We start from the raw sequence: 26,239 nt of genomic DNA on the forward strand, positions 1-26,239 counted from the left end.
GACGGCAGCTTCTGCTCCGTCAAAGACGAATCACATAGCCTTCACGCGGGTGCGTGCGCCCGGCATGCAGCGCGGCAATGCGCTGTTGCGCGGCTGGCATGCCGTGCTCTTCGATCAACGTGAGCCAGCCGTGCGCGGGTTCGCGTACGTGGTCGATGAAGCGTCGTTGCGCGGCATTGAACTTCTCTGTGACGACGGCCGGACCCCAGTCGTTATTGCGCTTGCGGATCTGCACCGGCGCGAAGTAGAGCTGCGGCGCGGGGCCGGGCAGGTTTTCGGTCTGGATGAAATCTGTGTTCTGCGCGGAGCCCGCAAAGCAGTCGTACACCAGTGCGTCGCCAAAGTGCGCATGTACACGGCGGCGCAGCGCAGCGTCGCCGGAGAAGTCGACGTAGAGCGTGGGGACATCGGTAGCGAGGGTATTGAGCGCGTCGTAGGTGACGCTGTCGTCGTAGCACCCGAGGCCATCAACGAAGGCGCGGTTGCCGGCGGAGGTGAGCGCGGTGAGCGTGAGCCCCGGCGTGTCACGCAGGCAGAACGCCGTGCCATACGCCGTCTTGCTGGAGGCGCTGGAAAACACCAGCCGCCGTGCGCCGAAGAAGGCGTTGTCCGAGAGAAAATCCGCCAGCATGAACGATGTGATGAACAGCGGCCGGTACAGGATCTGGTAGTTCTCCAGCGCCGCGTCGTAGGCCGCATCCTGCATCACGCGCGTGTACTGGTTGTAGGCGGAGACTAGCGACTGGCGGTGTGCCGCGCCGTCATAGAAGCCGCGCGGTGTCACGCGTTCGGGCTGCATGCGCAGGTGCGTGGCGATCGGGAAGTAGCCGTAGAAGCGCTCGCCCACGTCGATGCCTTCTACCGTGGAGCTGACCACATCGGCAAAGCCCCACACCGGCATGTGGCCCCAGCCGTCCTGTCCGGTGGGGAAGAACGACCAGTACTGCATGGCATCGCCAAAGGCCGCGTAAGTGATGTTGTTGGTGGTGAGCGCAAAGCGGTCCAGGCGCAGTACGACCTCGCCGGGCGCGGCCACGGGGGCGGCATCGGCGCTTTCCAGCCGGCTTTCGTTTAAGGCATGCTTGCGCGTGAAGAGCCGCTCGTATGGGGCGTTCTTGGGGGCGTTCATGGTGTCTCCTCCATTCTTGGGATCGATGGGCTGATGGCTTCACTCTATCGCCGGCCGCAAGCTGCCGGGTTCGGAAACGCCGCTGAGGCAGACGCCACGCCAGCGCGCCGCGCCAAGCCGCTCAAGCGGCCGTCACAGCGCCGTGCCAAGTTCACCGTACAGGCCATCTACGACGCGTTTGTTCGGATTTGGCAGCGCGACGGCGCACAGGCTGCCACCACGCGTGCGGTGGCGCTGGAGGCCGGCTGCTCGGTCGGCACACTGTACGAGTACTTCCCGAACAAGGAGGCGTTGCTCTCCGGCTACGTGCGCCACACCATCGAGATGCTGCTCGGGCGCATCCAGAGCGAAGTGACCGACTGCGCCGATCTGCCCTGGCGCGACCGCGTCCGCCATCTCGTGCGCCTGACCTGCGGCGACCCGGCGCTCGATCCGCCGTACTTTGACCACGCCATGCTGATGCGCGAAGACCGCATCGCCGAGCCCAAGCACCATCGGCGCTTCTTCGATGAACTGAGCACAGCGTGGCGCCACGCACTGGATGCCTGTACCGACTTGCCGACCCGGCCCGACGATGCCGTGCTGCAGACGCTATTGCAGGCCATCTGGGGTGCGCGGCGCTACCGCATGCTGCTGCCCGATGCGCCGCCCGCGCCCGACGCGTGGGTAGGCGCGATGGAGCGGCTCTGCCTCGCTGCCCTGGCGGCAACACAAGACGTTGCCTGACGCCCACACCGTGTTCAAACAAGGGTGCGAACCGATTGTCTGGGCAGTGCATCCTCGCTAGGCTGGGATTTTGCTGTTGAGGGCCGCGCGATGAGTTGGCAGAACTGGGTCGTCTCGTGGATGGTGCGCAACCAGATCAAGAAGCCGACCGAACGGGAACCCTTCGACCCGGTCGCCACGCGGATCGGCGCCGAGAAACGGGTCATGCCGTCGCCGGTGGAGCTGCCATCGGACTGGCGCATCGTGCCCGCCGACACAGCCAACGGCGGTGGCCTGACCGGCGAGTGGATCGAGCCCGCCGACCTCGACATGCTGGATGACCCACCGCCGGTGGTGCTCTACCTGCATGGCGGCGGCTACTTCTTCTGCAGCCCCCGCACGCACCGCCCCATCACCATTGGCCTGGCCACGCATGCACGCTCGCGTGTGCACGTGCCGGACTACCGCCTCGCGCCGGAGCATCCGTTTCCTGCGGCCATTGAAGACGCTCTCGCCAGCTATCGCACGCTGCTGGCGCAAGGTGTATCGCCATCGCAGATCGTGGTGGCGGGCGATTCTGCGGGTGGCGGGCTGGCGCTGGCGCTGCTGGTGGCGTTGCGCGACGCGGCCGACCCGCTGCCGGCCGGCGCGATTCTCTATTCGCCGTGGACGGACCTGGCCGCCACCGGCCAGAGCCTGATCGACAACGACGAATCCGACGTGATGTTCCGCGGCGCATGGATGGCCTATGGCGCCACGATCTACCTGGGGGATTCGGGCACGCCGGTGGACCATCCGCTGGTGTCGCCACTGTATGCCGACTTTGCCGGTTTGCCGCCGCTGCACTGCTACGTCAGCACCAGTGAAGTGCTGCGCGACGACACCCTCCGAATGGCCGAGCGCGCGCGTGCCGCCGGGGTATCCGTTTCGGTAGAAATGGGCCGTCGGCTTCCGCACGTGTGGCCGATCTTCTATCCTTTTCTTCCAGAAGCGCGCGTTGCGCTCAAACGATCGGGTGAGCAGATCAGAGGACTGGTCGCCGCCCGCACAGAACCAGTGGAGTTGACGCTGGCATAAGCTGACCGACTGCTGCGTACGCCCCGGTCAGCCAAGCGCAGACGGGGAGCCCAGCATGCGTCGGGTGGTAGTTTTGGGGTTGGCGCTGGCATGCGTTGTCGGCGCTGGTGTTTGGAGTCGGCATTACCGTGCGCGGTTGGCCGATGTCCGCTTTGCGCCCATTGAATCGGTTGCCGCAGCAACCGACGGCGGGCCGATCGCCGTGCCCGTGAGCACATCGACCCCCAAAAGCTACTGGCTCAAGATCTGCGACGAGAAGCTCGGGCCGATGAGCGTGACGGTGCACGCCAACGAAACGCCGCTCACATTTTCCAATGACCGCTCCGTCGGCCAGTTGACCGCCGAGGCGCCCCCTTACGATCGAGCGGCCCGCGTTCTGGGCAAGACCTACGCCACCCTCGGCGCGCAGTTTGACGTCACCACGCACTACATGGCGTTGCCTACGCAACCGCCCACCACGTGCCTGCGGCCGTCGGTCGATGTAGAGCTAATCCTGAGTGATTTTCGCGTGACGGTGGCGCGTGAGTTTGCACCCGGCAGCTGCGCCTACAACGCCATCCGTGAACACGAACTGCGGCATGTGGCCGTCAATCGCGCCGTGCTGCCGCGTGCGGCCGAGGTGATTCGCAAGGAGATCCAGCGCGAATATGGCGGGCGACTCTACTTTGGGGACCCGGACCGCATTGCCGCCGAGTTGGAGACGCAGTTGTCGCGCCACTGGCTACCGCGCGCGCAGTCGCTGATTCAACTGGGTTTGCAGGCGCACGAGCAGATCGATACGCCGCAAGAGCAGGACCGCATGAGCCGCATCTGCAACGGCGAAGTGCAAGCCGTGCTGCAGCAGCTCTGGCGCAGTTAGCGCCGCTGAGGATCAGGCCGCCGGGCGATGCGCGGCGCGTGTCTGCAGTTGCGTGACTGCCTGGTCGACGATGCTCTCGGGCGGCAGGGCGATGTCGACGACGATGGCGTCGGTCGGCTCTTCCAGCGCATCGAACTGGCTGCGTAGCAGGTTTGGGTTGAAGAAGTGGTCCTTGCGTGCGGACAGACGGCCCTGCAGCAGATCGAAGTCACCCTTCAGGTAGACGAACTCGGTGGTGCCGCCGTTGGCAGCCGTACCGCGCAGCACGTCGCGGTAGCGCTGCTTGAGCGCGGAGCAGGCGACCACCAGCGAGCCGCCGCCGCGTGTCGTCTCGTCCATGTACGCGCGGATGGATTCGAGCCAGGGCTTGCGGTCGTCGTCGTTGAGCGGGATGCCGGCGTGCATCTTGGCGCGGTTGGCGTCGCTGTGGAACTCATCGCCATCACGGAACGCACAGCCCAGACGCTCGGCAATCTTCTGGCCCACCGTCGATTTGCCGCAACCCGAAACACCCATCACTACTACGATCATCGTCAATCCCTGCGCACGAAAAAGCGTAAGAAACCGCAAAACGTCAGGCCGGCATGTTAGCGCGTTGACGCTGCCCGCCGCCGATTTTTCCTGCTGCGGCGCAGCAATTGTTCCGCGTCATTGTTCGTCAGGGAACGGATTGCCAAATGCGTCAAGCTGCGTCAAATTGCAGAGCAACAAGTAGCAGAAAATCATTCAAAACAAGGTCTCAAAAGGACCCACGTTGATTGGAGGAGACGTCCATGGCTGGTGAAGTATTCGATCCGTGCCCACGCAACGGCATGTCGTACGTGGTGGGGGATACGGAGGTGCCGCTGGCGCACGTAACAGTGCCCGCGTTGCTGGAAGCGACGGTGCGTCGCTACCCCGACGCGGAGGCGGTGGTGTTTCGCGAGCAGGGGGTGCGCTGGACATGGCGCGCCTTTGCCGAGCAGGTCGATGCGCTGGCCGCCGGCCTGCATGCGCTGGGGCTGGAGCGGGGCGACCGCATCGGCATCTGGTCGCCCAACCGTTACGAATGGGTGCTCACGCAGTTTGCGACGGCGCGCCTGGGGCTCATTCTCGTCAACATCAATCCGGCGTACCGGCTCTCGGAACTGGAATACGCACTCAACAAGGTTGGCTGCAAGGCCATCGTCGCCGCCGAGGCGTTCAAGACCTCGCGCTACCTGGAAATGCTGCAGACGCTGGCGCCTGAGCTGGCGACTGCGCAGCCCGGCGCATTGAATGCCGCCAAACTGCCCGCACTGCGCTGGGTCATCCGGACGGGCGAGGCCGCCACGCCGGGCATGATCAACTTTGCCGACGTGATTGCGCGCGGCAAGGACGTACCCGTTGATGCGCTGGACGCCATTACCGCCACGCTGTCGCCCGACGACGCCATCAACATCCAGTTCACCAGTGGCACCACCGGCGCGCCCAAGGGCGCCACGCTCACGCACGTGAACGTGGTCAACAACGCGCGCTTCGTTGCCATGGCGATGAACCTGCAGGCCGGCGACCGGCTGTGCATTCCGGTGCCGCTCTATCACTGCTTCGGGATGGTCATGTCGGTGCTCACGTGCACGGCCACCGGCGCGTGCATGGTGTTCCCGGGTGAGGCCTTCGACCCGCTTGCCGCGCTGCAGACCGTGGCGGAAGAACGCTGCACGCAACTGCATGGCGTGCCGACCATGTTCATCGCGCAGCTCGATCATCCCGACTTCAAGACCTTCGATGTGTCGACGCTGCGCGGCGGCATCATGGCCGGTTCGCCGTGCCCGATCGAGGTGATGAAGCGCGTGGTGTCGGAGCTGAACCTGCGCGAAGTCACCATCGCCTATGGCATGACCGAGACGAGCCCCGTGTCGTTCCAGAGTGCGGTAACCGACCCGCTCGACAAGCGCGTGACCACTGTCGGCCGCATTCAACCGCACTTGCAGGTCAAGCTGGTGGATGGCGTGGGCGACACCGTGCCGGTGGGCGAGAAGGGCGAGCTGTGGACCAAGGGCTACTCGGTCATGCTCGGCTACTGGGACGATGAGGCCAAGACCGCCGAGTCCATCCACGACGGCTGGATGCGCACGGGCGACCTGGCAACGTTCGATGCCGATGGCTACTGCAACATCGTTGGCCGCGTGAAGGACATGCTCATCCGCGGCGGCGAGAACGTATACCCGCGCGAGATCGAAGAATTTCTCTTCCGCCACCCCAAGGTGCAGGCCGTCAACGTGTTTGGCGTGCCCGACCAGAAGTACGGAGAAGAGGTGTGCGCGTGGATTGTGCTCAAGCCGGGCCAGCAAGCCACGGAGGAGGAGATCCGCGAATTCTGCAAAGGCCAGATCGCGCACTACAAGGTTCCGCGCTATATCCGCTTCGTCACCGAGATGCCGATGACGGTCACAGGCAAGGTGCAGAAGTTCGTGATGCGCGATCGCATGATCGAAGAACTCAAGCTGACCGTCGCGCAAACGGCCTGAGCAAGCCCTGCGCGGTTTCTCCGCTGAAATGCGAACCAGTTGCGCACGGCATGTCGTTGCCATGACGATGCTTGCCGTGCGCAATTTTTTTCGCGTGCCCGGCTGAGGCACAGCACGAAAACCAAAACACCGATCCCGCATGCGTCTTGCCGATAGGGTGCACTCGCAGGAAAGCGTTGCGCACGTTCGGCCGGTCGCTGCGCCGCGCCACAACTTCGTGTCAGTTCCGTTGCAACGTGCGTGACGGGATGCACGCTCGCCATGAACGCCGGCTCACGCAATGTGAGCCCTGATGCGCCGATGGTTCAGCGTTGAAACCACCACGACGAAGGTGCACTCGAACACCGGTGCTCGCGCGATCGGCTGGCCGGGTGTGGGTCTTGGCGCGATCGCAGAACACCGCTGACGCCGCAGTCGCCGCATTGCTGTTTCAGCCGTGCAACCAAAGCGCGCGAACGACTACTCTAAAAAGAGTATGCCTTGGCACGATTCCACGCGGTCGACCGCGCGCCGCGCGCGCCAGCCGTTGATTCCACAGCGTTTTCAATTGCTTGGTGATGCGTTGTGCGATCGCGCCTGAAGGTGGCACCGAATATGCAAACAGTGCGCCCCGGGGTGGGTGATGTTTTTTCCCACAGGCAGAGCGCGACGGCCCCATCGGCCGCGCTTCCAACCGCCCCTCTCACCTTTATGGAGTGCGTTATGAAGAAGACCTTATTGGCCACCGCGATCGCCATGGGATTGGGGGTCTCAGGCGTTGCACTGGCTGACATCGGGAACTCGGCATCTGGGGCGGGTGACAAGACCCAAACCAACACGGCCACCATCACCAACACCGCAACCACAACAACGACGGACACCAACACCAATACAAGCTCGCGCACGAGCACACGCAGCACCGACAATTCAAACCAACACAACAACCAAAGCCAAGGCAACGACCGCGACAACAGCGGCGCTTCCACTGCCTATGGCTATGGCACCGCGGCTGCCAACAATGGCAGCGTTGCAACCGCAACCTTCAGTGATGCCTTCAACTCCAGCAAAGCGATCGCCATCTCCAAGCTGGAAGGCACGGTGACCAACCTCAGCGTATCGGGCATCGGCAACGTCGCCACCAATAACGGCGGCACGGCCAACGGTGGCGGCGGCGGTCGTGGCGGCAATGGCTACGGTGGCGTCGGCATGGGCGGCAATGGCGGCACCGGTGGCGCAGGTGGCGCGGGCGGCGGTGGCGGTGCGGGCGGCAGCTCGGGCAATGTCACCAACGGCAGTGCGACCAACGGTGGCGCAACGGCTGGCAACGGCGCCAGCGGCGGCGATGCCAGCGGCAATGCCGGCAATGGCGGCGCAGGCGGCGGCTCCGGCACGCTCTCGGCCAGCCTGGGCGCAGGCCTGGGTGGCGCAGCGGGCAGCAACAGTGCAGCCGGCGGCGGCAGCGGTGGCAGTGGCGGTGGTGCGGGGGCAAGCGGCGGCGATGCCAACCGTCATCACGGTGGTGGCGCGGCAACGGGCGGCGCGGGTGCGGCAGCAGGAGGTAACGGCGCGGCTGGCGGCGCAGGTACGGCTGGCACGTCAACGGCTTCTGGCGGCGCAGGCACAGGTACCAGCGGAGCAACTGGCACCAGCACAGGCGGCGCAGGCGCCGCAGGCGGTGCAGCCACCAACGTAGCCGGCAACGGCGGTGCAGGCGGTGGTGCAGCCAACGGCAGCGCAACCAACGGCTCAGCCACGTCCATGGCCGGCAACGGGGCAGTGGGCGCAACGGGTGCGATGGGCGCAGCAGGCGGCGCAGGCGGCACCGGCAACGGTGGCGTCGGCAACGGCGCAGTTGGCGGTGCGGGTGGGGCAGGTGGAACGGTGGCGGTGGATGCCGGCACGTTCAACATGTCCAACGCCATGACCAGCGTTGGCCAATCGGCTGCCGGGGTGATGATCGCGAACCAGAACAGCGGTTTCGCGTCGCTCATCCAACAGAGCGTCAATGTGCAAGCCAACCTGAATGTCGGCCACTGATCCGGTATCAGGCATGAGCGGGGAAGTGCCGCCGCCTCTCTGAGGGCGGCGGCTGACTGGGCCGGGCCACGCAACATTGGGTCCGGCCCAGTCGGAACCGTTGGAACCGAAGTTGGAACGTATGGAGACATTCGATGCGATCCGACAGAACAACAGCAACAGGATGGGCGGCATGGCTCCTGACATGCGGCCTTGTGGCATGGCCAGCCGTCATGCCAGCGACAGCGATCGCGGCGGAAGATGCGCCGGTCGCAGACAGTCTCCAGGCAGTCAACGTGGAAGCGGTGCGTCCCCCGGTCGCCGCGCCCACATCGGTGCCCGGGTTCGGTCATGCGGTCGATGCAGACAAGCTCGAAGGCTATCGCGGCGGGACGCAGGACCTGTACCAGACCGTCAACGACGCGCGCCTCTCGGGCACCGTCAGCAACGACAGTGCCGTCAACGTACTGACGGGCTCGAACGTCGTGCGCGACGGCTCGTTCGCCAATGCTGCCGGGATTCCCACGGTCATCCAGAACAGCGGAGCGAACGTGTTGATCCAGAACTCCACGATCGTCAACGTGCAGTTCAGGCAGTGATGCAATGACGGCGATGAGAGGTGGGGCGATGCGATGGATGTGGAGCGCGGCGCTGATCGTTGGCGCCTGCGGGCCTGCGCTTGCGGGTTCGATCGACATGCTCGGCACGGGCGGCGCGACCTACAACATGCCGGTGACGAGCATGAAGGAGGCGCGTTTTCTGCGCACCATCCATCAGCGCTTCGACTTCAGTTGCGGCTCGGCTGCCGTGGCGACGCTGCTCACCTACCAGTACGGCTATCCGGTGAGCGAGCAGACGGTGTTCCAGGCCATGTATCTGCATGGCAACCAGGAGAAGATCCGGCGAGAAGGCTTTTCGCTGCTCGACATCAAACGCTATCTGGAGTCGCAAGGCTTTGAGGCTGATGGTTTCGAGCAGCCGCTGGATGCATTGAATGGCGCCCACTTGCCGGCCATCGTGCTGCTGAGCGAGAACGGCTATCACCACTTCGTGGTGGTCAAGGGCGTGCAGGAAGGGCGTGTGCTGGTGGGCGATCCGGCCATGGGCACACGCGCGATCCCACGCGATAGTTTTGAGCGCATGTGGGACAACCATTTGCTGTTCGTCATCCACAACCGCGAGCAAGGCGCAACCTTCAACGCGGCGTCGGACTGGCGTGTTGCACCGCGCGCGCCGCTGCAGGAAGGGGTGGATCGCACTGGCCTGGGGAACATCGTGCTCCCCAAGCATGGTCCATCCGACTTCTGACAGAGGCACGCAGGAGGGCACCATGAGACGGTTTGGTGGGGTGCTGTGCGCTGCCGGCATGCTTGTGCTGGCAGGGTCGGGTCATGCGTTGGCGGCCGGCATGGATGGCGAATCTGAAACCGTAGACGGCCCGCGCACGAACAATCCGGTTCACGCATGGAAGGCCGTGTCGGAAGATCAGCTCGACGACATGCGCGGCGGGTTTGATGTGCCTTCTGCGGCGGGGCTGCGCATTGCGTTTGGGATCGATCGCGCGGTGTATATCAACGGCGATCTGGTGGCGAGCGTGTCGGTCAATATTCCCGATGTGGCGCGCATGACGGCCGCGCAGGCGCAGCAGCTTGCCAACGTGGTCAACACGGTCAACGTGGTACAGAACGGGCCGAACAATGTGGCGCCTCCGGATATTGCGACGGGCGCGGCAACGGCCGCCACGATCATCCAGAACAGCCTGAGTGGCCAGACTTTGCAGGCGATCACGACCATCAATGCGGCGGTCAACAGCCTGCCGCAGTTCCGTCAGCTCAGCCTCACCAATGCGTTGCAGGGCGCGCTCTCCAACGTCGTGACTGGGCTGCACTGATGCAGCGCCAGCGCGCTGGAACTTAGAACTGGATTGGCAACCGCAGCGTGACTGTCAGGTCCGGCGTGTCGCGTGTCAGGCCTGCGCCTACCGACAGGTTCAGCGTCATCTTGGGCGAGATGCGGTACGAATAGCCCACCAGCAGCGTGCCCAGGATGGTGCGTACCGAACCCGGCACGCGCTGGCCGTTCTGCTGGGTCGGCCCGATGATGCTCTGGTCATAGCCGATCGAGAACGATGCCTTCTCGTTCAACGCCAGCCCCATGCCGAAGTTCAGGCCGATGATGTCGCCGGCCTTCACGTTGCCCAGGAACTGCTGCGAGCCGTCCACCAGGTTCAGGCTCACGTCCTTGCGCTCGAAGTTGTGCAGGTAGCTGACGCTGCCGAAGAACACCGCCGGGTCGGTCGGAAACAGCCAGGTCAGGCCCGGTTGCAGTGCGTAGAAGCCCGAGCCGGTCGGCTGCTGCAGCGGCAGGCCAGTGCCCGTGGTGTTGCTCACGCAGCGTGTCACGCAGTCGGTGGTGACCTCGAATGGGTCTTTGCCGGTGCGTGTCTTGAAGCGCAGCCAGCCGATGGTGAACGGCTTGTCGACGCCGCCCGCGCTGATCTGGTAGCGCGCCGTCATTTCCACGTCGCCGATGCCGTGGCCGCGCGAGCTGAAGGCGTTGTCAGTTGCCGTGCCCGTGAAGATCTCGCGGCTGACCGTGTCGTTCGTGCTGTAGACATAAGGCATGCGCAGTTCCAGCTCCCAGCGCTTTGCCAAGCCGTAGCGCACGGCCAGCGTGCTGGTGAGCGTGGTGGTCTTCACCTCTCGCACGTCAATCAGCCCGATCAGTAGCGCGGGGATGATGGTGTAGCCCACCAGCGCCACGCGATCAGACGACGAATACGCCATCTGCAGTGACGGCTCCACCACGAACTTGCCCGGCGGCGTGAGCGCGCTGGGCTCATCGAAGATTTGCGCAACACGTGGTGGCTGGTCGGAGGGTTCTGGCGGTTTGCCCACGGGCGTGTTGCCCGGTTGGCCGTTCTGCGCCATCTGCGCGGCAGCGTCACCAGAGGATGTGTCGCCACCTGCGCCCGGCGCACCGGTACCGCGCACGGTATCGAGCTCGCTCATGCCGAGCGCGCGCCGCATGTGGTTCAGGTGGGCTTCCTGCTGCTTGATGGAGCGCTTCAATTCCTGCAGGCGCGCCTGCGCATCGACAAGCTCCCGCTGAAGCGCTTCCAGGCTGGGTGGTTTGTCGTCTACCGGCTCGTTGGTCTGCGCAAGGACCGGCCCGCTGCACAACAGCAGGCATGCGCACGTAACCGCACGAAGCGGCCCCCATGGTGCGTTCTTCATGGCAATGTCCCCCGTCGAGAGCGTCCTGTCCACGAAAAGCGGATGGGCCCTTCACGATTTCCCCCGGGTGGCGTACAGCGGTTCCACTATAGGCGAGCGGGCGCGAAACGATAGGGCCTTCGTGTCCCCTAAATGGAGGAGATCTGCGTGCCCGTTTGGCTGATCGCACAGGCCAAGAAAAAAGGCGCCCGAAGGCGCCTTGGTGTGCAATGTGTGAGCGCTGACTGACGTGCCTCATTGACGTGCATTGCGCATGTTGTCCGGCCACGGCGTGTTGTAGTTCGTGCGGAACGGGTTGATGTCCAGCCCGCCGCGCCGGGTGTAGCGCGCGTACACCGCCAGCTTGACCGGGCGGCACTGGCGCAGGATGTCGGTAAAGATGCGCTCGACGCACTGCTCGTGAAACTCGTTGTGCTCGCGGAACGAGATCAGGTATTTCAGCAGCCCTTCCTGATTGATTGGCGCACCCACGTAGCGGATCTGCACACTGCCCCAATCCGGCTGGCCCGTCACCAGGCAATTGGACTTGAGCAGATGCGAGACCAGTGATTCTTCCACCGGGCTTTCTTCCTCGTTCACCTGCAGCAGTTCGGGCGTGGGCTGATAGATGTCGGTTTCGATGTCCAAGCGATCGAGCAGCAGGCCGTCAAGCTCGCCCATCTTCTGCCGGGCAAACTCTTCGTGCGGCACGATGCGCACCTGTACCGGCGCACCGCACGCTTCCGACAGATCGTGATGGATCAACTGCTGCAGCGCCTCATACGACGCCACCTTGGTCTGGTTGAACGAGTTCAGGTACAGCTTGAACGACTTCGACTCAATGATGTTGGGTGAATCCGCCGGCACGATCACGGTGCCGATGGCCACCTGCGGCTTGCCGCGCAGGTTCAGCCACGACAGTTCATACAGGTTCCACAGGTCCACGCCGAAGAAGGGCAGGGCGCTGCCAGCCGGCAGACCGATCTCGTCGCGTTTGCCCTGGCGCGGAATGGGAAACAGCAGGCTCGGGTCGTACTGCGTGATATACGCAGACGTCTTGCCCAGCGGCGAGTGTTCAGGTTGGTTGCTCATGACAAAGGCTCCGCGGGCGATTACAGGAACAGGCTGTAGACCGGGTTCTCGCTTTCGTCCCAGGACTTGTAGCCCAGCGTGGTGAGGAACGCCTTGAACTCGCGCTTCTCGTTCTTCGGCACCTGGATGCCGACGAGGATGTTGCTCGAATCGGCACCCTGATTCCGGTAGTGGAACAGGCTGATGTTCCAGTTCGGGCTCATGCTCGAGAGGAACTTCATCAGCGCGCCGGGCCGCTCCGGAAACTCGAAGCGGTACAGCAGTTCATTCTCCGCCAGCGGCGAGCGCCCGCCCACCATGTAGCGGATGTGCTGCTTGGCAAGTTCGTCGTTGGACAGGTCCAGCGTCGGGAAACCGTGCTTGCGGAAGTTGTCGGCAATCTTGTCGCCCTCGGCGCGCGATGCAATCTGCACGCCCACGAAGATATGCGCGGCGTCCTTGCTGGCAATGCGGTAGTTGAACTCGGTCACGTTGCGCGACCAGCCGACCAGCTCGCAGAAGCGCTTGAAGCTGCCGCGCTCTTCCGGAATCGTCACGGCAAACACGGCTTCGCGCGCCTCGCCCACCTCGGCACGTTCGGCCACGAAGCGCAGGCGGTCGAAGTTCATGTTGGCGCCGCTGGCCACGGCCACCAGCGCTTCGTTCTTCAGCTTGGTGCGCTCGGCGTATTGCTTCAGGCCGGCCAGCGCCAGCGCGCCCGAAGGCTCCAGCAGGCTGCGTGTGTCCTGGAACACGTCCTTGAGCGCCGCGCAAATCGCATCCGTATCCACGGTGATGATCTCGTCGACCAGCTCGCGCGTGATGCGGAAGGTCTCCTTGCCCACCAGCTTGACCGCCGTCCCGTCGGCAAACAGGCCCACGTCTTTCAGTTCGACACGCTTGCCAGCAGCTACCGAACGCGCCATCGCGTCGGAATCCACGCTCTGCACGCCGATCACCTTGATGTCCGGGCGCACGGCCTTCACGTACGCCGCAATGCCCGAGATCAGCCCGCCGCCGCCGATGGCGCAGAAGATCGCGTGGATCGGCTGCGGATGCTGGCGCAGGATTTCCATGGCGATGGTGCCTTGGCCGGCAATCACTTCCGGATCGTCGAACGGGTGCACGAAGGTGTAGCCGTGCTTTTCCTGCAGCTTGGCGGCGTGGTTGTAGGCGTCGGAGTAGCTTTCGCCGTGCAGCACGACCTCCACCCACTCGCCGCCGCGCGAGCGTACGCCGTCAATCTTGAGCTGTGGCGTCGTCACCGGCATGCAGATAACGGCCTTGCATTCCATGCGGGCCGCGCTGAACGCCACGCCCTGCGCGTGGTTGCCGGCCGATGCCGTAATCACCCCACGCTTGCGCTCGGCCGGCGTGAGCGAGGCCATCTTGTTATACGCGCCGCGCAGCTTGAACGAGAACACCGGCTGGTCGTCTTCACGCTTGAGGAAGACGCGGTTGCCGGTGCGCGCCGACAGGTTGGGCGCGAACTTGAGCTCGGTTTCCAGCGCGACGTCATAGACCTTCGCGGTCAGGATCTTCTTGAGGTAATCGATGGCCATGGTGCGGACCGGGTTGGACGTGGGGGAGAGCCCGTAAGCCTATCACGCGGGGCCTTGTCCGCCTTGCAGGACAGGCGGGGCGGTCGGTACACTCCCCCGCGATCCATCACGGGGGAGGGCAGGGCACCATGGGCACCAAGGCGTTCTTTTTTCGATTGCCGCGCGTGGGTGGGCGCCGGGGCCGCAGGGTCTGGTCCGGTACGCAGCAGGTCATTGCCCACGGCATGCCGTCGCTGGGCTGGCGCGACATCTACCACCACGCGCTGGAGGTCAACTGGCCGACCTTCTTTGCCATCCTGGCGGGGCTCTTCCTTACCCTCAACGCGGTGTTTGCCGGGCTGTATTCGCTGGGCGATGCGTCCATCGCCAATCAGTCGCCCTCGGGTTTTGCGGGGGCGTTCTTCTTCAGCGTGGAGACGCTCGCCACCGTCGGCTACGGCGACATGCATCCGCAGACGACGTACGCCCACATCATTGCCACGCTGGAGATCTTCATCGGCATGTCGGGCATCGCCATGGCCACGGGGCTGGTGTTTGCGCGCTTCTCGCGCCCGCGCGCCAAGATCATGTTTGCCCAGAATGCCGTGGTGCGCATGCTCAACGGCAAGATGACGCTGATGGTGCGGGCGGCCAATGCGCGCCAGAACGTCATCGCCGAGGCGACCGCCAAGCTGCGTCTGCTCCAGGACGAGCGCTCCCCCGAGGGCTATTCGATCTACCGCATCCGCGATCTGCACCTGGAGCGCAGCGAGCACCCGATCTTCCTGCTCGGCTGGGTCATGATGCACGTGATCGACGAGACGAGCCCGCTGTACAACGCCACCGCCGAGTCGCTTGCCGCGGGGGATGCGCTGCTGCTGCTCACCATCCAGGGCTCCGATGAGACCGCCGCGCAGACCTTGCAGGCCCGCAACGCGTGGCGCCACGACGAGATCCGCTGGGGCTACCGCTACGTCGACCTGATGCGCGACGACGAAAACGGCGTCACGCACGTCGAGTACGACAACTTCCACAAGATCGTGCCGGCTGATATGTCAGCCGAGGGGCCGGCGCAGGCACAATGAGCGGCTTGTCCGATTCATCTCACCGCGTCAACGCGCAACGCTCGTGGCCCTGAACCTTGTCTGGCTGGCTTTCTTCCTCGTTGCCTTCGTCACGGCCTGTGTGCAGGTGGTGCAGGGCGACATGGAGGTCTTCTCCCGCATGCTCACCGCCATGTTCGATGCCGCACGCACAGGCTTCGAGATTGCGCTGGGCCTGACCGGCATGATGGCGCTGTGGCTGGGCATCATGCGCGTGGGCGAACGCGCTGGGGTGGTCGACCTGTTTGCACGGTTGGTGAACCCGCTGATGCGGCATCTGTTTCCCTCGGTGCCCCCTGGTCACCCGGCCAACGGCGCGATGATGATGAACGTGTCGGCCAATATGCTGGGCCTGGACAACGCCGCCACGCCGCTCGGCCTGCAGGCCATGCGCGAACTGCAGGAGATCAACCCGCAGCCGCAGCGCGCCAGCAATGCGCAGCTGATGTTCGTGGTGCTCAACACCGCGGGCGTGACGCTGGTGCCCACGTCCGTCATCGCCATCCGGCAGGCCATGGCGGTCAAGCAGGGGCTGGTCGGTTTCAACGCGGCAGACATCTTCCTGCCGACGCTGCTGTCCACGTTCATTGGCTTCTGCGCGGGCATCGGGGCGGTGGCGTTCTACCAGCGCATCAACCTGTTCAAGCCGGCGCTGCTGGCGTACTTCGGCGGCTTCATCGCGGTGATGGGGCTGCTGTTTGCGTGGCTGCGCCAGTTTCCACCGCAGCAGATGGCTGCGTGGATTGGCCTGATCGGCGCGGGCTCCATCCTCGCCATCGTGGTGGCCTTCCTGGCGTGCGGAGCAATCCGCCGCATCAACGTTTACGAAACCTTTGTCGACGGCGCCAAGGATGGTTTTCAGGTGGCGATCGGCATCGTGCCGTACCTAGTGGCGGTGCTGGTCGGTATTGCCGTGTTTCGCGCGGCAGGCTGCATGGACTTCCTGATGCAGGGGCTCGCTGCATTGTTCTCGCACCTCGGGATCGACACGCGCTTCGTGCCGGCCCTGCCCGTGGGGCTGATGAAGACGCTCTCCGGCGCGGGCGCGCGTGGCCTGATGGTCGATGTGATGACCACCTACGGCGTCGACTCCTTCCAGGGCAAGCTGGCCGCCATCATCCAGGGCTCGACCGAGACCACCTTCTATGTGCTGGCCGTCTACTTCGGCAGCGTCGGCATCAAGGACACGCGCTACGCGCTCGCCTGCGGGCTGTGGGCCGATCTGATCGGGCTGATTGGCGCCGTGCTCGTCGCCTACCTGTTCTTCGGCTGACCGGGTAGGGCGGCCCCCGAGCGACGCCGCGGCCGCACGCCCACTACAATCGACCGCATGGAACAGTGGATCGACACGCTTTTTGCCACGCTCGCCTTGCCCAAGGTCGGGCTGCCCGCCATCTTTCTCGTCAGTTTCATCTCGGCGACGCTCTTGCCGCTGGGCTCTGAGCCGGCGGTGTTCGCTTATATCAAGCTCAATCCGGAGATGTTCTGGCCGGCCATCATCGTGGCCACCGTCGGCAACACGCTGGGCGGCGTGGTTGACTGGTGGATGGGCTATGCGGCCAAGCTGGCGCTGGTGCGCTACCACCTGGCGCGCCGCCGCCGCCAGCACGATGCCGAGCATGCGCAGCACGTGCCACACCCCAAGCGCCACCGCGAGCCGCCGCTCGACAAGAAGTACTTCCGCTGGATGCGCCGCTTGGGGCCCGTGTCGCTGTTAGTGTCGTGGCTGCCCGGCATTGGGGACCCGCTGTGCACGCTGGCCGGCTGGCTGCGCCTGAAGTTCTGGCCGAGCGTGATGTACATGGCCATCGGCAAATTCCTGCGTTATCTGGTCATGACGGGGGCACTGATGACGCTGCCCGACGACTTCTGGCACGGCATTCTGGGCTGGATCAAGAATCTTCTGATGTGACGTTTGCGTGATTCTTTCGTCACGTTCAGCGCGTTATGTTTTCGCAAGCCATTGAAAACGCGGCGGTTTTTGCGGCCATGCTCGGTGCAGGGATACCGTTGCTGCAACGCATCAACGTTAAACCTTGCAGTACAATCGCCCTTTAAAGACCGCGCGGCTCGATCCCTCTTTGCCGCGCCTTCCCTCCCCAGCGGCACGCCATGAATGCCCCACTTCTGATCGACGCCAAACTCGCGGCGCAGGACGCTGCGCCCCGGCTGCGCGAGATTCCCTACAACTACACCTCGTTCTCGGATCGGGAAATCGTCATCCGCCTGCTGGGCGAATCTGCGTGGCAGATCCTGAGCGAATTGCGTGCCGAGCGCCGCACCGGCCGATCGGCGCGCATGCTGTACGAAGTGCTGGGCGACATCTGGGTGGTGCGCCGCAACCCCTACCTGCAGGACGACCTGCTTGAGACGCCCAAGCGCCGGCAGATGCTGATCGATGCGCTCAATCACCGCCTGGCGGAGATCGAGAAGCGCCGTGTGGCCGACCATGATTCGCACCACGACCCCGTGGGCGACGAGCGCGCCAGCAAGGTCGAGCAGTTGGTTGTGCATGCCCGCCGTGCCGTCAAGGCGTTCCAGGAAGAATTCGCGCAGGTGTATGACCTGCGCCGCCGCGCCCAGAAGGTGCTCGGCCGCGTCACCGCCAAGGACAACATCAAGTTCGACGGTCTGTCGCGCGTCTCGCACGTGACGGACGCCACCGACTGGCGCGTCGAATACCCGTTCGTGGTGCTCACGCCCGATACGGAAGAAGAGATCGCCGGCATCGTCAAGGGCTGCTTCGAGCTGGGGCTGACCATCATCCCGCGCGGAGGTGGCACCGGCTACACCGGCGGCGCTGTGCCGCTCACGCCGTTCTCGGCCGTCATCAACACGGAAAAGCTGGAACGCCTGGATGCGGTCGAACAGACCGACCTGCCGGGCGTCGACCATCCGGTTGCGACCATCTACTCGGGCGCTGGCGTGGTCACGCGCCGCGTGGCGGAAGCCGCTGAAAAGGCCGGTCTCGTGTTCGCCGTGGACCCGACCTCGATCGACGCCTCGTGCATCGGCGGCAACGTCGCCATGAACGCGGGCGGCAAGAAGGCCGTGTTGTGGGGCACCGCGCTGGACAACCTCGCCTGGTGGCGCATGGTCGATCCGGACGGCAACTGGCTGGAAGTCCAGCGCCTGAACCACAACCTCGGCAAGATTCACGACGCGCCGATGGTGACGTTCGAGCTGAAGTGGTTCGACGGCAATGCGCCGGTCGGCAGCAAACTGCTGCGCACCGAAACGCTCACCATCGAAGGCCGCAAGTTCCGCAAGGAAGGCCTCGGCAAGGATGTTACCGACAAGTTCCTGGCCGGCCTGCCTGGTGTGCAGAAGGAAGGCTGCGACGGCATCATCACCAGCGCGCGCTGGATCCTGCATCGCATGCCCAAGGCCACGCGCACCGTGTGCCTGGAGTTCTTCGGCCAGGCGCGCGATGCGATCCCGAGCATCGTCGAAATCAAGGACTACCTCGACGGCGAGACCAAGAAGCCCGGCGGCGCCATCCTGGCCGGCCTGGAGCACCTGGACGAGCGCTACCTGCGCGCGGTCGGCTATGCCACCAAGAGCAAGCGCAACGCCTTCCCGAAGATGGTGCTGATCGGTGACATCGTCGGTGATGACGATGACGCTGTGGCGCGCGCCACTTCGGAAGTGATCCGCCTCGCTAACGGTAAGAGCGGCGAAGGCTTCGTGGCCGTGAGTCCCGAGGCGCGCAAGAAGTTCTGGCTCGACCGCTCGCGCACCGCCGCCATTGCCAAGCACACCAACGCCTTCAAGATCAACGAAGACGTGGTGATCCCGCTCAACCGCATGGGCGAGTACACCGACGGCATCGAGCGCATCAACATCGAGCTGTCGATCAAGAACAAGCTCAAGCTGGCCGATGCGCTGCAAGACTTCTTTGCGCGCAACGATCTGCCGCTGGGCCGCACCGACGACGCCAACGAGATCCCCAGCGCTGAATTGCTGGAAGACCGCGTGCAGCAGGCACAGCAGTTGGTGCGAAGCACGCGCGCCCGCTGGCAGTACCTGCTGGACCATCTCGACACACCGGTCGCCACCGCGCGCGCCAGCCTGATTGGCCTGGGTCTGGGTTACCTTGCGCAGACCATCGACGAGCGCCTGGTCAATCAGCCGGACGCCAACCTGTTCCACGTGCTGCAGGACCGCACGATCCGCGTGTCGTGGAAGGCGGAGATTCGCGCCGAGCTGCGCAAGATCTTCAACGGCGGCGAGTTCAAGCCGATTCTCGACGAGGCCCAGGCGATCCACAAGAAGGTGCTGCGCGGCCGCGTGTTCGTGGCCCTGCACATGCACGCCGGCGACGGCAACGTGCACACCAACCTGCCGGTCAACTCCGACGACTACGACATGCTGCAGGACGCCCACAAGGCGGTGGCCCGCATCATGACGCTAGCGCGTTCGCTCGACGGCGTGATCTCGGGCGAGCACGGCATCGGCATCACCAAGCTGGAATTCCTGACCGACGACGAGATCGCCGACTTCGCGGCCTACAAGCGCCGCGTCGACCCGAACGGCCGCTTCAACAAGGGCAAGCTGCTGCGCGACATCAATGACCCGCAAGGGTTGGCTGCTGACTTGCGCAATGCCTACACGCCGTCGTTCGGCCTGATGGGGCACGAGTCGATCATCATGCAGCAGAGCGACATCGGCGCCATTTCGGAGTCGATCAAGGACTGCCTGCGCTGCGGCAAGTGCAAGCCGGTGTGCGCCACGCACGTGCCGCGCGCCAACCTGCTGTACAGCCCGCGCAACAAGATCCTCGCCACCTCGCTGCTGATCGAGGCCTTCCTGTACGAAGAGCAGACGCGCCGCGGCGTGTCGGTCAAGCATTGGGAAGAGTTTGCCGACGTGGGCGACCACTGCACGGTCTGCCACAAGTGCGTGACGCCGTGCCCGGTGAAGATCGACTTTGGCGATGTGTCGATGAACATGCGCAATCTGCTGCGCAAGATGGGGCAAAAGAAGTTCAACCCCGGTACGGCCGCTTCGATGCTCTTCCTGAATGCGACCAACCCCGAGACCATCAATCTCACGCGCAAGGTGATGATCGACTGGGGGTTCAAGGCACAGCGCCTGGGTCACGACATCCTGAAGAAGTTCGCCAAGAAGCAGACCGCGCATCCGCCCGCTACGGTAGGCAAGCCACCGGTGCGCGAGCAGGTGATCCACTTCATCAACAAGAAGATGCCGGGCAACCTGCCCAAGAAGACGGCGCGCGCGCTGCTCGATATCGAGGACAACGAGATCGTCCCGATCATCCGCAACCCGCAGAACACCACGCCGGATAGCGAAGCGGTGTTCTACTTCCCGGGTTGCGGCTCGGAGCGGCTGTTCTCGCAGGTGGGTCTGGCCACGCAGGCGATGCTGTGGCACGCGGGTGTGCAGACTGTGCTGCCGCCGGGTTACCTGTGCTGTGGTTATCCGCAGCGCGGCAGTGGTCAATACGACAAGGCCGAGAAGATCGTCACCGACAACCGCGTGCTGTTCCACCGCGTGGCCAACACGCTCAACTACCTCGATATCAAGACGGTGGTGGTGAGTTGCGGCACGTGCTACGACCAGCTTGCCGGCTATGAATTCGACAAGATCTTCCCGGGCTGCCGCATCATCGACATTCACGAGTTCCTGCTTGAGAAGGGTGTGAAGATCGACGGCGTGCAGGGTACGCGCTACATGTACCACGACCCCTGCCACACCCCGATCAAGACCATGGACCCGACCAAGCTGGTCAACCAGCTCATGGGCGGCAACCTGGGCGCCGATGGCCAGACCCGTGCGATCGAGAAGAACGATCGCTGCTGCGGCGAGTCGGGCACGCTGGCAGTCTCGCGCCCGGATATCTCCACGCAGGTCCGCTTCCGCAAGGAAGAGGAGATGAAGAAGGGTGCCGACAAGCTGCGCGCCGATGGCCAGAGCGGCCAGGCGTTCGACGGCGACGTGAAGATCCTCACGAGCTGCCCGGCCTGCCTGCAGGGTCTGTCGCGCTACACCGAAGATGTCTCGGTGCAGGCTGACTACATCGTGGTCGAGATGGCGCGACATGTACTCGGCGAGAGCTGGCTGGAGGACTATGTCGCTCACGCCAACGCCGGCGGCATCGAGCGAGTGCTGGTGTGACGACCGGCGAGCGCGATACTCGGGTAGCGGGCTGCGCGCTGTGTGAGACCGACGGCGGTGAGCCCGTCTGGCGCAATGCCAGGGCGCGCGTGGTGTTGGTCGAGCACGCGCGCTTTCCGGGCTTCTGCCGCGTCATCTGGAACGATCACGTGGCCGAGCAGACCGATTTGTCCGATGCCGACCGCCACTGGCTGATGGAAGTCGTCACGCGCGTGGAGCGTGTGCTGCGCGCCGAGCTGGCACCGGACAAGATCAACCTCGCCAGCTTCGGCAACTTCGTCCCACACCTGCACTGGCACGTCATTCCGCGCTACCGCTGGGACACGCATTTCCCCGAGGCCGTCTGGGGACCGGCCCAGCGCGAGCCGGATGCCGCGCGCATGGCTGAGGTGACGGCCAAGCTGCCGGCGCTATCCTATGCGCTGCAATCGGCGCTCGCCGACGTCTGAGCGTTTACCGCTGGTAACGTATCCCCACGTCCTGCGCGGAACCCCCGTGGCGCGCAGCCCGTCAGACTGTCTTTCTGCCCGCTTTTTGCCGTGCTACAGCTATCGCCATGACGACTCCGCGCACCGCCGCCACACCCGACTCCCACAAGGATTCGATCGCCGAGCTGAACGTTCACCACGGCCGGCTGAACCTGTCCGAGACGTGGCAGCTCATCAAGCCCTACTGGTTCTCAGAAGACCGTTACAAAGCCTGGGGGCTGCTGGCACTGGTCATCGCGCTGAGCCTGTTCACGGTCTACATGACCGTGCTGTACACCGAGTGGTACAAGTTTTTCTACAACGCGCTCGAACAGAAGAACCAGCCCGAGTTCTGGCATCAACTGGGGCGTTTCTCGTGGATTGCTGCCGGCATCATCATCGCCTCGGTGCTGCGGCAGTACTACACGATGATGCTGCGCATCCGCTGGCGGACGTGGATCACCGGCACCTTCCTCGACGACTGGCTGGGCAAGCAGGCCTTCTACCGGCTCGAACAGACACACACCGCAGATAACCCCGACCAGCGGATCTCCGACGACCTGCGCAACTTCACCGATGCCACGGTCAACCTTGGGTTTGGCTTCTTCAATTCAGCGGTTACGCTGGTGTCGTTCTTCGGCATCCTGTGGGCGGTGTCGGGGCCGCTCGCGTTCACGCTGAGCGGGCACGATTTCGTCATCCCCGGCTACATGGTGTGGTTTGCACTGCTGTACTCGGTGCTGGGTTCGGTCATCATCCACTTCGTTGGCCGGCCGCTGATCGGGCTGTCGTTCCAACAAGAACGCTACGAAGCCTATTTCCGTTTCCTGCTCGTGCGCGTGCGGGAAAACAGCGAGAGCATCGCCCTCTACCGCGGCGAGCCCAGTGAAAAAGCCATTCTGCGCGGCCGCTTCGAGCGCATCCGCGCCAACTGGAACCAGTTGATGGACTACACCCGGCGCCTGAACTTCGCCAGTTCCGGCTACGGGCAGTTCGCCATCATCTTTCCGTTCCTGGTCTCGGCGCCGCGCTACTTTGGCGGCACGCTCACGCTGGGCGGCATGATGCAGGTGGCCACGGCCTTCGGGCAGGTGCAGGGCGCAATGTCGTGGTTCGTCGACAATTACAACACGCTGGTGAGCTGGAAGGCATCTACCAACCGCCTGATCGAATTCCAGCGCGCCATGTGCGCCGCCGAACGCGAGGAAGAACACCGCGCCGGCATCCAGGACATCGAAGTCGAGACCGCCGCCGTGCCCGCCATCGAGGCACGTGGTCTGGCGCTGAACCTGCCCAACCACAAGCCCGAAGACATGCTGGTCGAGCCCTTCGACATGACGCTGGCGCGCGGTGAGCGCGTGCTCGTCAATGGTCCGTCGGGTTGCGGCAAGAGCACGCTGGTGCGCGCCGTGGCCGGCATCTGGCCATACGGCAATGGCCAGATCAAGATTCCGGAAGACGCCAGCGTGCTGTTCCTCCCGCAGCGCAGCTACCTGCCGTCGGGCACGCTGGCGGATGCGCTGTCGTATCCCAAGCTCGCCACCGAGTACACCGCCGAGCGCCTCTCACAGGTGCTGATCGCATGCCGCTTGCCGGCGCTGGTCGATCTGCTCGATGAGGTCAGCAACTGGAGTCTGCGCCTGTCGCCCGGCGAACAGCAGCGTCTGGCCTTCGCACGCGCTTTGCTGCAGCGCCCGGACTACCTCTTCCTTGACGAGGCAACCAGCGCACTCGATGAAGACACCGAGGCCTTCATGTACAGCCTGGTGCTCGAATCGATGCCCGACGTGACCATCGTCAGCGTGGCGCACCGCAGCACCGTGGCACGATTCCACCATCGCCGCCTACGCTACATCCCCGAGGGTGATCCGTTGACTGCGGTAAGCTATCGGGTGGTGGAAGAGCCCGCGCACATGGCGCTGGCGGCTTCCTGAAACACAATCACAGAGACGTTTTTCATGGCCGGACTTTCCGCCGACACCCCACACCCGACCGGCATTACCGTGCACACGCAATCGCGCGTGCTGGAGATCGCCTTTGCCGACGGCAAGCAGTTCAGCCTGCCGTTCGAATACCTGCGCGTGCTGTCGCCGTCGGCTGAAGTGCAGGGGCATGGGCCGGGGCAGGAAGTGCTGCAGACCGGTAAGCGCGAAGTAGGCATCGTCGGCGTGGAGCCGGTGGGCAACTACGCGATCCGCCCGCTGTTCTCCGACGGCCATGATTCCGGCATCTTCGACTGGGCCTACCTGTACCGCCTCGGCGCCGAACACGACACGCTGTGGCAGGCCTACCTCGACCGCCTGGCCGCTGCCGGTGTCGACCGCGATGCGCCGATGGCCGCCAATGCCGGCCACGCCTGCGGCCACGGCCACTGATTGCCGAGTTCTTATTTCACTGTCCGCGGCGCACACGCGCCGCACCGTATTTCTTTCTGTCATGAGCCAAACCCACTTCGGATTCGAGAAGGTCGACGAGCGCGAGAAGGCCGGCAAGGTCGCCGGTGTGTTCCATTCCGTCGCCAGCAAGTACGACGTGATGAACGACCTGATGTCCGGTGGACTGCATCGCGTGTGGAAGATGTTCACCATCGCCCAGGCAGCGGTGCGCCCCGGCTACAAGGTGCTCGACATTGCCGGCGGCACGGGTGATCTGGCCAAGGCATTCGCGCGTCAGGCGGGCCCCACGGGCGAGGTGTGGCTGACCGACATCAACGAATCGATGCTGCGCGTCGGCCGCGACCGCCTGCTCGACGCCGGTGTGCTCACGCCCAACTGCCTGTGCGATGCCGAGCACATTCCCTTTCCAGATGCTTACTTCGACGTAGTGACAGTGGCATTCGGCTTGCGCAACATGACGCACAAGGATCGAGCACTCGCCGAGATGCGCCGCGTCGTCAAACCGGGCGGCAAGGTGATGGTGCTGGAGTTCTCCAAGGTGTGGCAGCCGCTGGAGAAGGCCTACGACGTGTATTCGTTCAAGGTGCTGCCGTGGTTGGGCAGCAAGGTGGCCGGCGATCCAGAGAGCTATCGCTACCTGGCCGAGTCCATCCGCATGCACCCCGATCAGGAAACGCTCAAGCAGATGATGGAACAGGCCGGGTTGGACTCGGTCGAATACTTCAACCTGACGGCGGGTGTCGTGGCCCTGCACGTTGGTCGTCGCCTCTGACCGGTTTTTTATTGGTCCACCAGATGGGCGATGCAGCGCACTGCGACGATATGCCACGATCCTTCACATTGAATTTTGGCGTTGACGTCCTCATCTAATGGCGTCACTGCCATTGGAGAGAAGACAGCGATGAGTTTGCATTGGGGTGGAAAATTGATGGTCGGCGCGCTGGTCGCGACGATCGCACTGGGCGCGGCGGTGGACGCCAACGCCAAGCGTATGGGCGGCAGCCGCAGCGTCGGCAAGCAGTCGTCGTCGGTCACGCAATCGCAACAGAGCGCACCAACATCGCCGACCGCGCCGACAAGACAAGCGGCACCGGCCGCGCAGCCGTCGCCGGCAGCACCGGCTCCGGCCGCTCCGGCAGCAAAGCCTGGGCGTAACTGGGGTGGCATGCTCGGCGGTCTGGCCGCAGGCCTGGGTATCGGTTATCTGTTGTCGAAATTCGGTCTGGGCGCGGGCCTCGCCTCGCTGCTGTCGAACCTGATCCTGATCGCCCTCGTCGCCTTCGTGGTGATGTGGATCATCCGCAAGGTGCGTGGCACGCGTCCGCAAGGTCCGGCCTACGCCACGGGTGGCCCGTCGCTGGGTGGTGATCGTGAGCCGTATGTGCCGCAACCCGCGGCACCGGCTCCGCAGGCTGCCGCTTCATCGTTCAACACCGGAGGTACCAACACGTCGGGTTTGGGCGCAGGCGCGCCGACGGCTGCGCAATCGTGGAGCCTGGGTGGCCCGGCCGAACCGGCCGCCGTCAACGCGCAGCCCGCAGTCGCCGCACCGCAGCAGCCGTGGGGCGTGCCTGCCGATTTCGACACGCAAGCCTTCCTGCGTAACGCCAAGGTCTACTTCATCCGCCTGCAGGCCGCGTGGGATGCAGGCAACCTGAACGACATCCGCGAATTCACGACGCCGGAGATGTTTGCCGAGATCAAGATGGACCTGGCCGATCGCGGCGCCACGCCCAACAAGACCGACGTGGTGTCGGTCGAAGCGGAGATGCTCGGCATCGAGACGCAAGCCGGTGAGTACCTCGCGAGCGTGCGCTTCTCGGGCATGATTCGCGAAGAAGCCAGCGCGCCGGCCCAGCCGTTTGCCGAGGTGTGGAACCTGTCCAAGCCGACGCAAGGCAGCGGCGGCTGGGTGCTAGCCGGTATCCAGCAATTGCAGTAACGCGGTAAGTGTTGAAACGGCGCAAAACGGCCGTTTCAACATTCCCCGTAAAATAGGGCCCGACCGTCCGGTTCGGGCCCTTTTTGTTGCCCACCGGCTAGCCCGTTATTGC

Annotated in this window: 22 protein-coding genes; 17 read left to right on the forward strand and 5 right to left on the reverse strand. The window is 64.4% G+C overall.

Annotated features, from left to right (window positions below):
* Positions 1-19: 19 nt before the first annotated feature.
* A complete protein-coding gene (locus PI87_RS17935) occupies positions 20-1,129 on the reverse strand; it encodes a DUF2855 family protein (protein ID WP_039599073.1) in 1,110 nt (369 codons plus the stop codon).
* Between the two features lie 33 nt (positions 1,130-1,162).
* On the opposite strand from PI87_RS17935, the gene PI87_RS17940 reads away from it, so the two are divergent.
* The 3 genes from PI87_RS17940 (at position 1,163) to PI87_RS17950 (ending at position 3,770) form a co-directional block, all read left to right on the forward strand.
* The gene (locus PI87_RS17940) at positions 1,163-1,855 is read left to right on the forward strand and encodes a TetR/AcrR family transcriptional regulator (protein ID WP_039599074.1); all 693 of its coding nucleotides are present in this window, start codon (positions 1,163-1,165) and stop codon (positions 1,853-1,855) included.
* 90 nt (positions 1,856-1,945) lie between these two features.
* Complete coding sequence (locus PI87_RS17945; protein ID WP_039599075.1) at positions 1,946-2,911, forward strand: alpha/beta hydrolase; 966 nt, start codon at positions 1,946-1,948, stop codon at positions 2,909-2,911.
* Positions 2,912-2,966: 55 nt separating this feature from the next.
* Positions 2,967-3,770 carry a hypothetical protein gene (locus tag PI87_RS17950; RefSeq protein WP_039599076.1) on the forward strand — a complete coding sequence of 268 codons (804 nt, stop codon included), beginning with the start codon at positions 2,967-2,969 and terminating at the stop codon, positions 3,768-3,770.
* Positions 3,771-3,782: 12 nt separating this feature from the next.
* Here the strand turns inward: PI87_RS17950 and PI87_RS17955 are convergent, their stop codons facing one another.
* Complete coding sequence (locus PI87_RS17955; protein ID WP_039599077.1) at positions 3,783-4,301, reverse strand: gluconokinase; 519 nt, start codon at positions 4,299-4,301, stop codon at positions 3,783-3,785.
* A 242-nt stretch (positions 4,302-4,543) separates the two neighbouring features.
* Here PI87_RS17955 and PI87_RS17960 point away from each other — a divergent pair, with 242 nt between their 5' ends.
* From PI87_RS17960 to PI87_RS17980, 5 genes are all read left to right on the forward strand, one after another.
* Entirely contained in the window at positions 4,544-6,259 is a 1,716-nt protein-coding gene (locus PI87_RS17960) for an AMP-binding protein (RefSeq protein WP_039599078.1), read from the forward strand.
* 702 nt (positions 6,260-6,961) lie between these two features.
* A complete protein-coding gene (locus PI87_RS17965; protein WP_039599079.1) occupies positions 6,962-8,275 on the forward strand; it encodes a hypothetical protein in 1,314 nt (437 codons plus the stop codon).
* A 134-nt stretch (positions 8,276-8,409) separates the two neighbouring features.
* Positions 8,410-8,853, forward strand: a complete 444-nt coding sequence (locus PI87_RS17970; protein ID WP_039599080.1) for a hypothetical protein — start codon at positions 8,410-8,412, stop codon at positions 8,851-8,853.
* A gap of 13 nt (positions 8,854-8,866) precedes the next feature.
* Positions 8,867-9,562, forward strand: a complete 696-nt coding sequence (locus PI87_RS17975) for a C39 family peptidase (RefSeq protein WP_442965499.1) — start codon at positions 8,867-8,869, stop codon at positions 9,560-9,562.
* Positions 9,563-9,584: 22 nt separating this feature from the next.
* Entirely contained in the window at positions 9,585-10,145 is a 561-nt protein-coding gene (locus tag PI87_RS17980; RefSeq protein WP_039599082.1) for a hypothetical protein, read from the forward strand.
* Positions 10,146-10,167: 22 nt separating this feature from the next.
* On the opposite strand, the gene PI87_RS17985 is transcribed toward PI87_RS17980, so the two are convergent.
* The 3 genes from PI87_RS17985 to ilvA all read right to left on the reverse strand — a co-directional run bounded on the left by PI87_RS17985 (position 10,168) and on the right by ilvA (position 14,102).
* Complete coding sequence (locus PI87_RS17985) at positions 10,168-11,490, reverse strand: acetate kinase (RefSeq protein WP_039599083.1); 1,323 nt, start codon at positions 11,488-11,490, stop codon at positions 10,168-10,170.
* 234 nt (positions 11,491-11,724) lie between these two features.
* Positions 11,725-12,561 (reverse strand): NADPH-dependent 7-cyano-7-deazaguanine reductase QueF, encoded by an 837-nt coding sequence (gene queF, locus PI87_RS17990; protein ID WP_039599084.1) that lies wholly within the window; start codon positions 12,559-12,561, stop codon positions 11,725-11,727.
* A gap of 20 nt (positions 12,562-12,581) precedes the next feature.
* Positions 12,582-14,102 carry a threonine ammonia-lyase, biosynthetic gene (gene ilvA, locus PI87_RS17995; protein ID WP_039599085.1) on the reverse strand — a complete coding sequence of 507 codons (1,521 nt, stop codon included), beginning with the start codon at positions 14,100-14,102 and terminating at the stop codon, positions 12,582-12,584.
* Between the two features lie 128 nt (positions 14,103-14,230).
* Between ilvA and PI87_RS18000 the strand changes: the two genes are divergently transcribed.
* The 9 genes from PI87_RS18000 to PI87_RS18040 all read left to right on the forward strand — a co-directional run bounded on the left by PI87_RS18000 (position 14,231) and on the right by PI87_RS18040 (position 26,127).
* Positions 14,231-15,166 carry an ion channel gene (locus PI87_RS18000; protein ID WP_039599086.1) on the forward strand — a complete coding sequence of 312 codons (936 nt, stop codon included), beginning with the start codon at positions 14,231-14,233 and terminating at the stop codon, positions 15,164-15,166.
* A 43-nt stretch (positions 15,167-15,209) separates the two neighbouring features.
* Positions 15,210-16,457, forward strand: a complete 1,248-nt coding sequence (locus tag PI87_RS18005) for a nucleoside recognition domain-containing protein (RefSeq protein ID WP_039599087.1) — start codon at positions 15,210-15,212, stop codon at positions 16,455-16,457.
* A gap of 57 nt (positions 16,458-16,514) precedes the next feature.
* On the forward strand, positions 16,515-17,096 hold the full coding sequence (locus PI87_RS18010; protein WP_039599088.1) for a YqaA family protein: 582 nt from the start codon (positions 16,515-16,517) through the stop codon (positions 17,094-17,096).
* A 200-nt stretch (positions 17,097-17,296) separates the two neighbouring features.
* Complete coding sequence (locus PI87_RS18015) at positions 17,297-21,322, forward strand: DUF3683 domain-containing protein (RefSeq protein WP_039599089.1); 4,026 nt, start codon at positions 17,297-17,299, stop codon at positions 21,320-21,322.
* A complete protein-coding gene (locus PI87_RS18020; protein ID WP_039599090.1) occupies positions 21,319-21,771 on the forward strand; it encodes an HIT family protein in 453 nt (150 codons plus the stop codon). Before PI87_RS18015 ends, PI87_RS18020 begins: the two co-directional genes overlap by 4 nt.
* A 107-nt stretch (positions 21,772-21,878) precedes the next feature.
* Positions 21,879-23,723 (forward strand): ABC transporter ATP-binding protein/permease, encoded by a 1,845-nt coding sequence (locus PI87_RS18025; RefSeq protein ID WP_039599091.1) that lies wholly within the window; start codon positions 21,879-21,881, stop codon positions 23,721-23,723.
* Positions 23,724-23,747: 24 nt separating this feature from the next.
* A complete protein-coding gene (locus tag PI87_RS18030) occupies positions 23,748-24,164 on the forward strand; it encodes a gamma-butyrobetaine hydroxylase-like domain-containing protein (RefSeq protein ID WP_039599092.1) in 417 nt (138 codons plus the stop codon).
* Between the two features lie 61 nt (positions 24,165-24,225).
* Complete coding sequence (ubiE, locus tag PI87_RS18035; RefSeq protein WP_039599093.1) at positions 24,226-24,957, forward strand: bifunctional demethylmenaquinone methyltransferase/2-methoxy-6-polyprenyl-1,4-benzoquinol methylase UbiE; 732 nt, start codon at positions 24,226-24,228, stop codon at positions 24,955-24,957.
* Between the two features lie 129 nt (positions 24,958-25,086).
* Positions 25,087-26,127, forward strand: a complete 1,041-nt coding sequence (locus PI87_RS18040; protein WP_198139578.1) for a Tim44 domain-containing protein — start codon at positions 25,087-25,089, stop codon at positions 26,125-26,127.
* Positions 26,128-26,239: the final 112 nt, after the last annotated feature.

This window comes from Ralstonia sp. A12 (genome assembly GCF_000801955.1).
Taxonomy (GTDB): domain Bacteria; phylum Pseudomonadota; class Gammaproteobacteria; order Burkholderiales; family Burkholderiaceae; genus Ralstonia.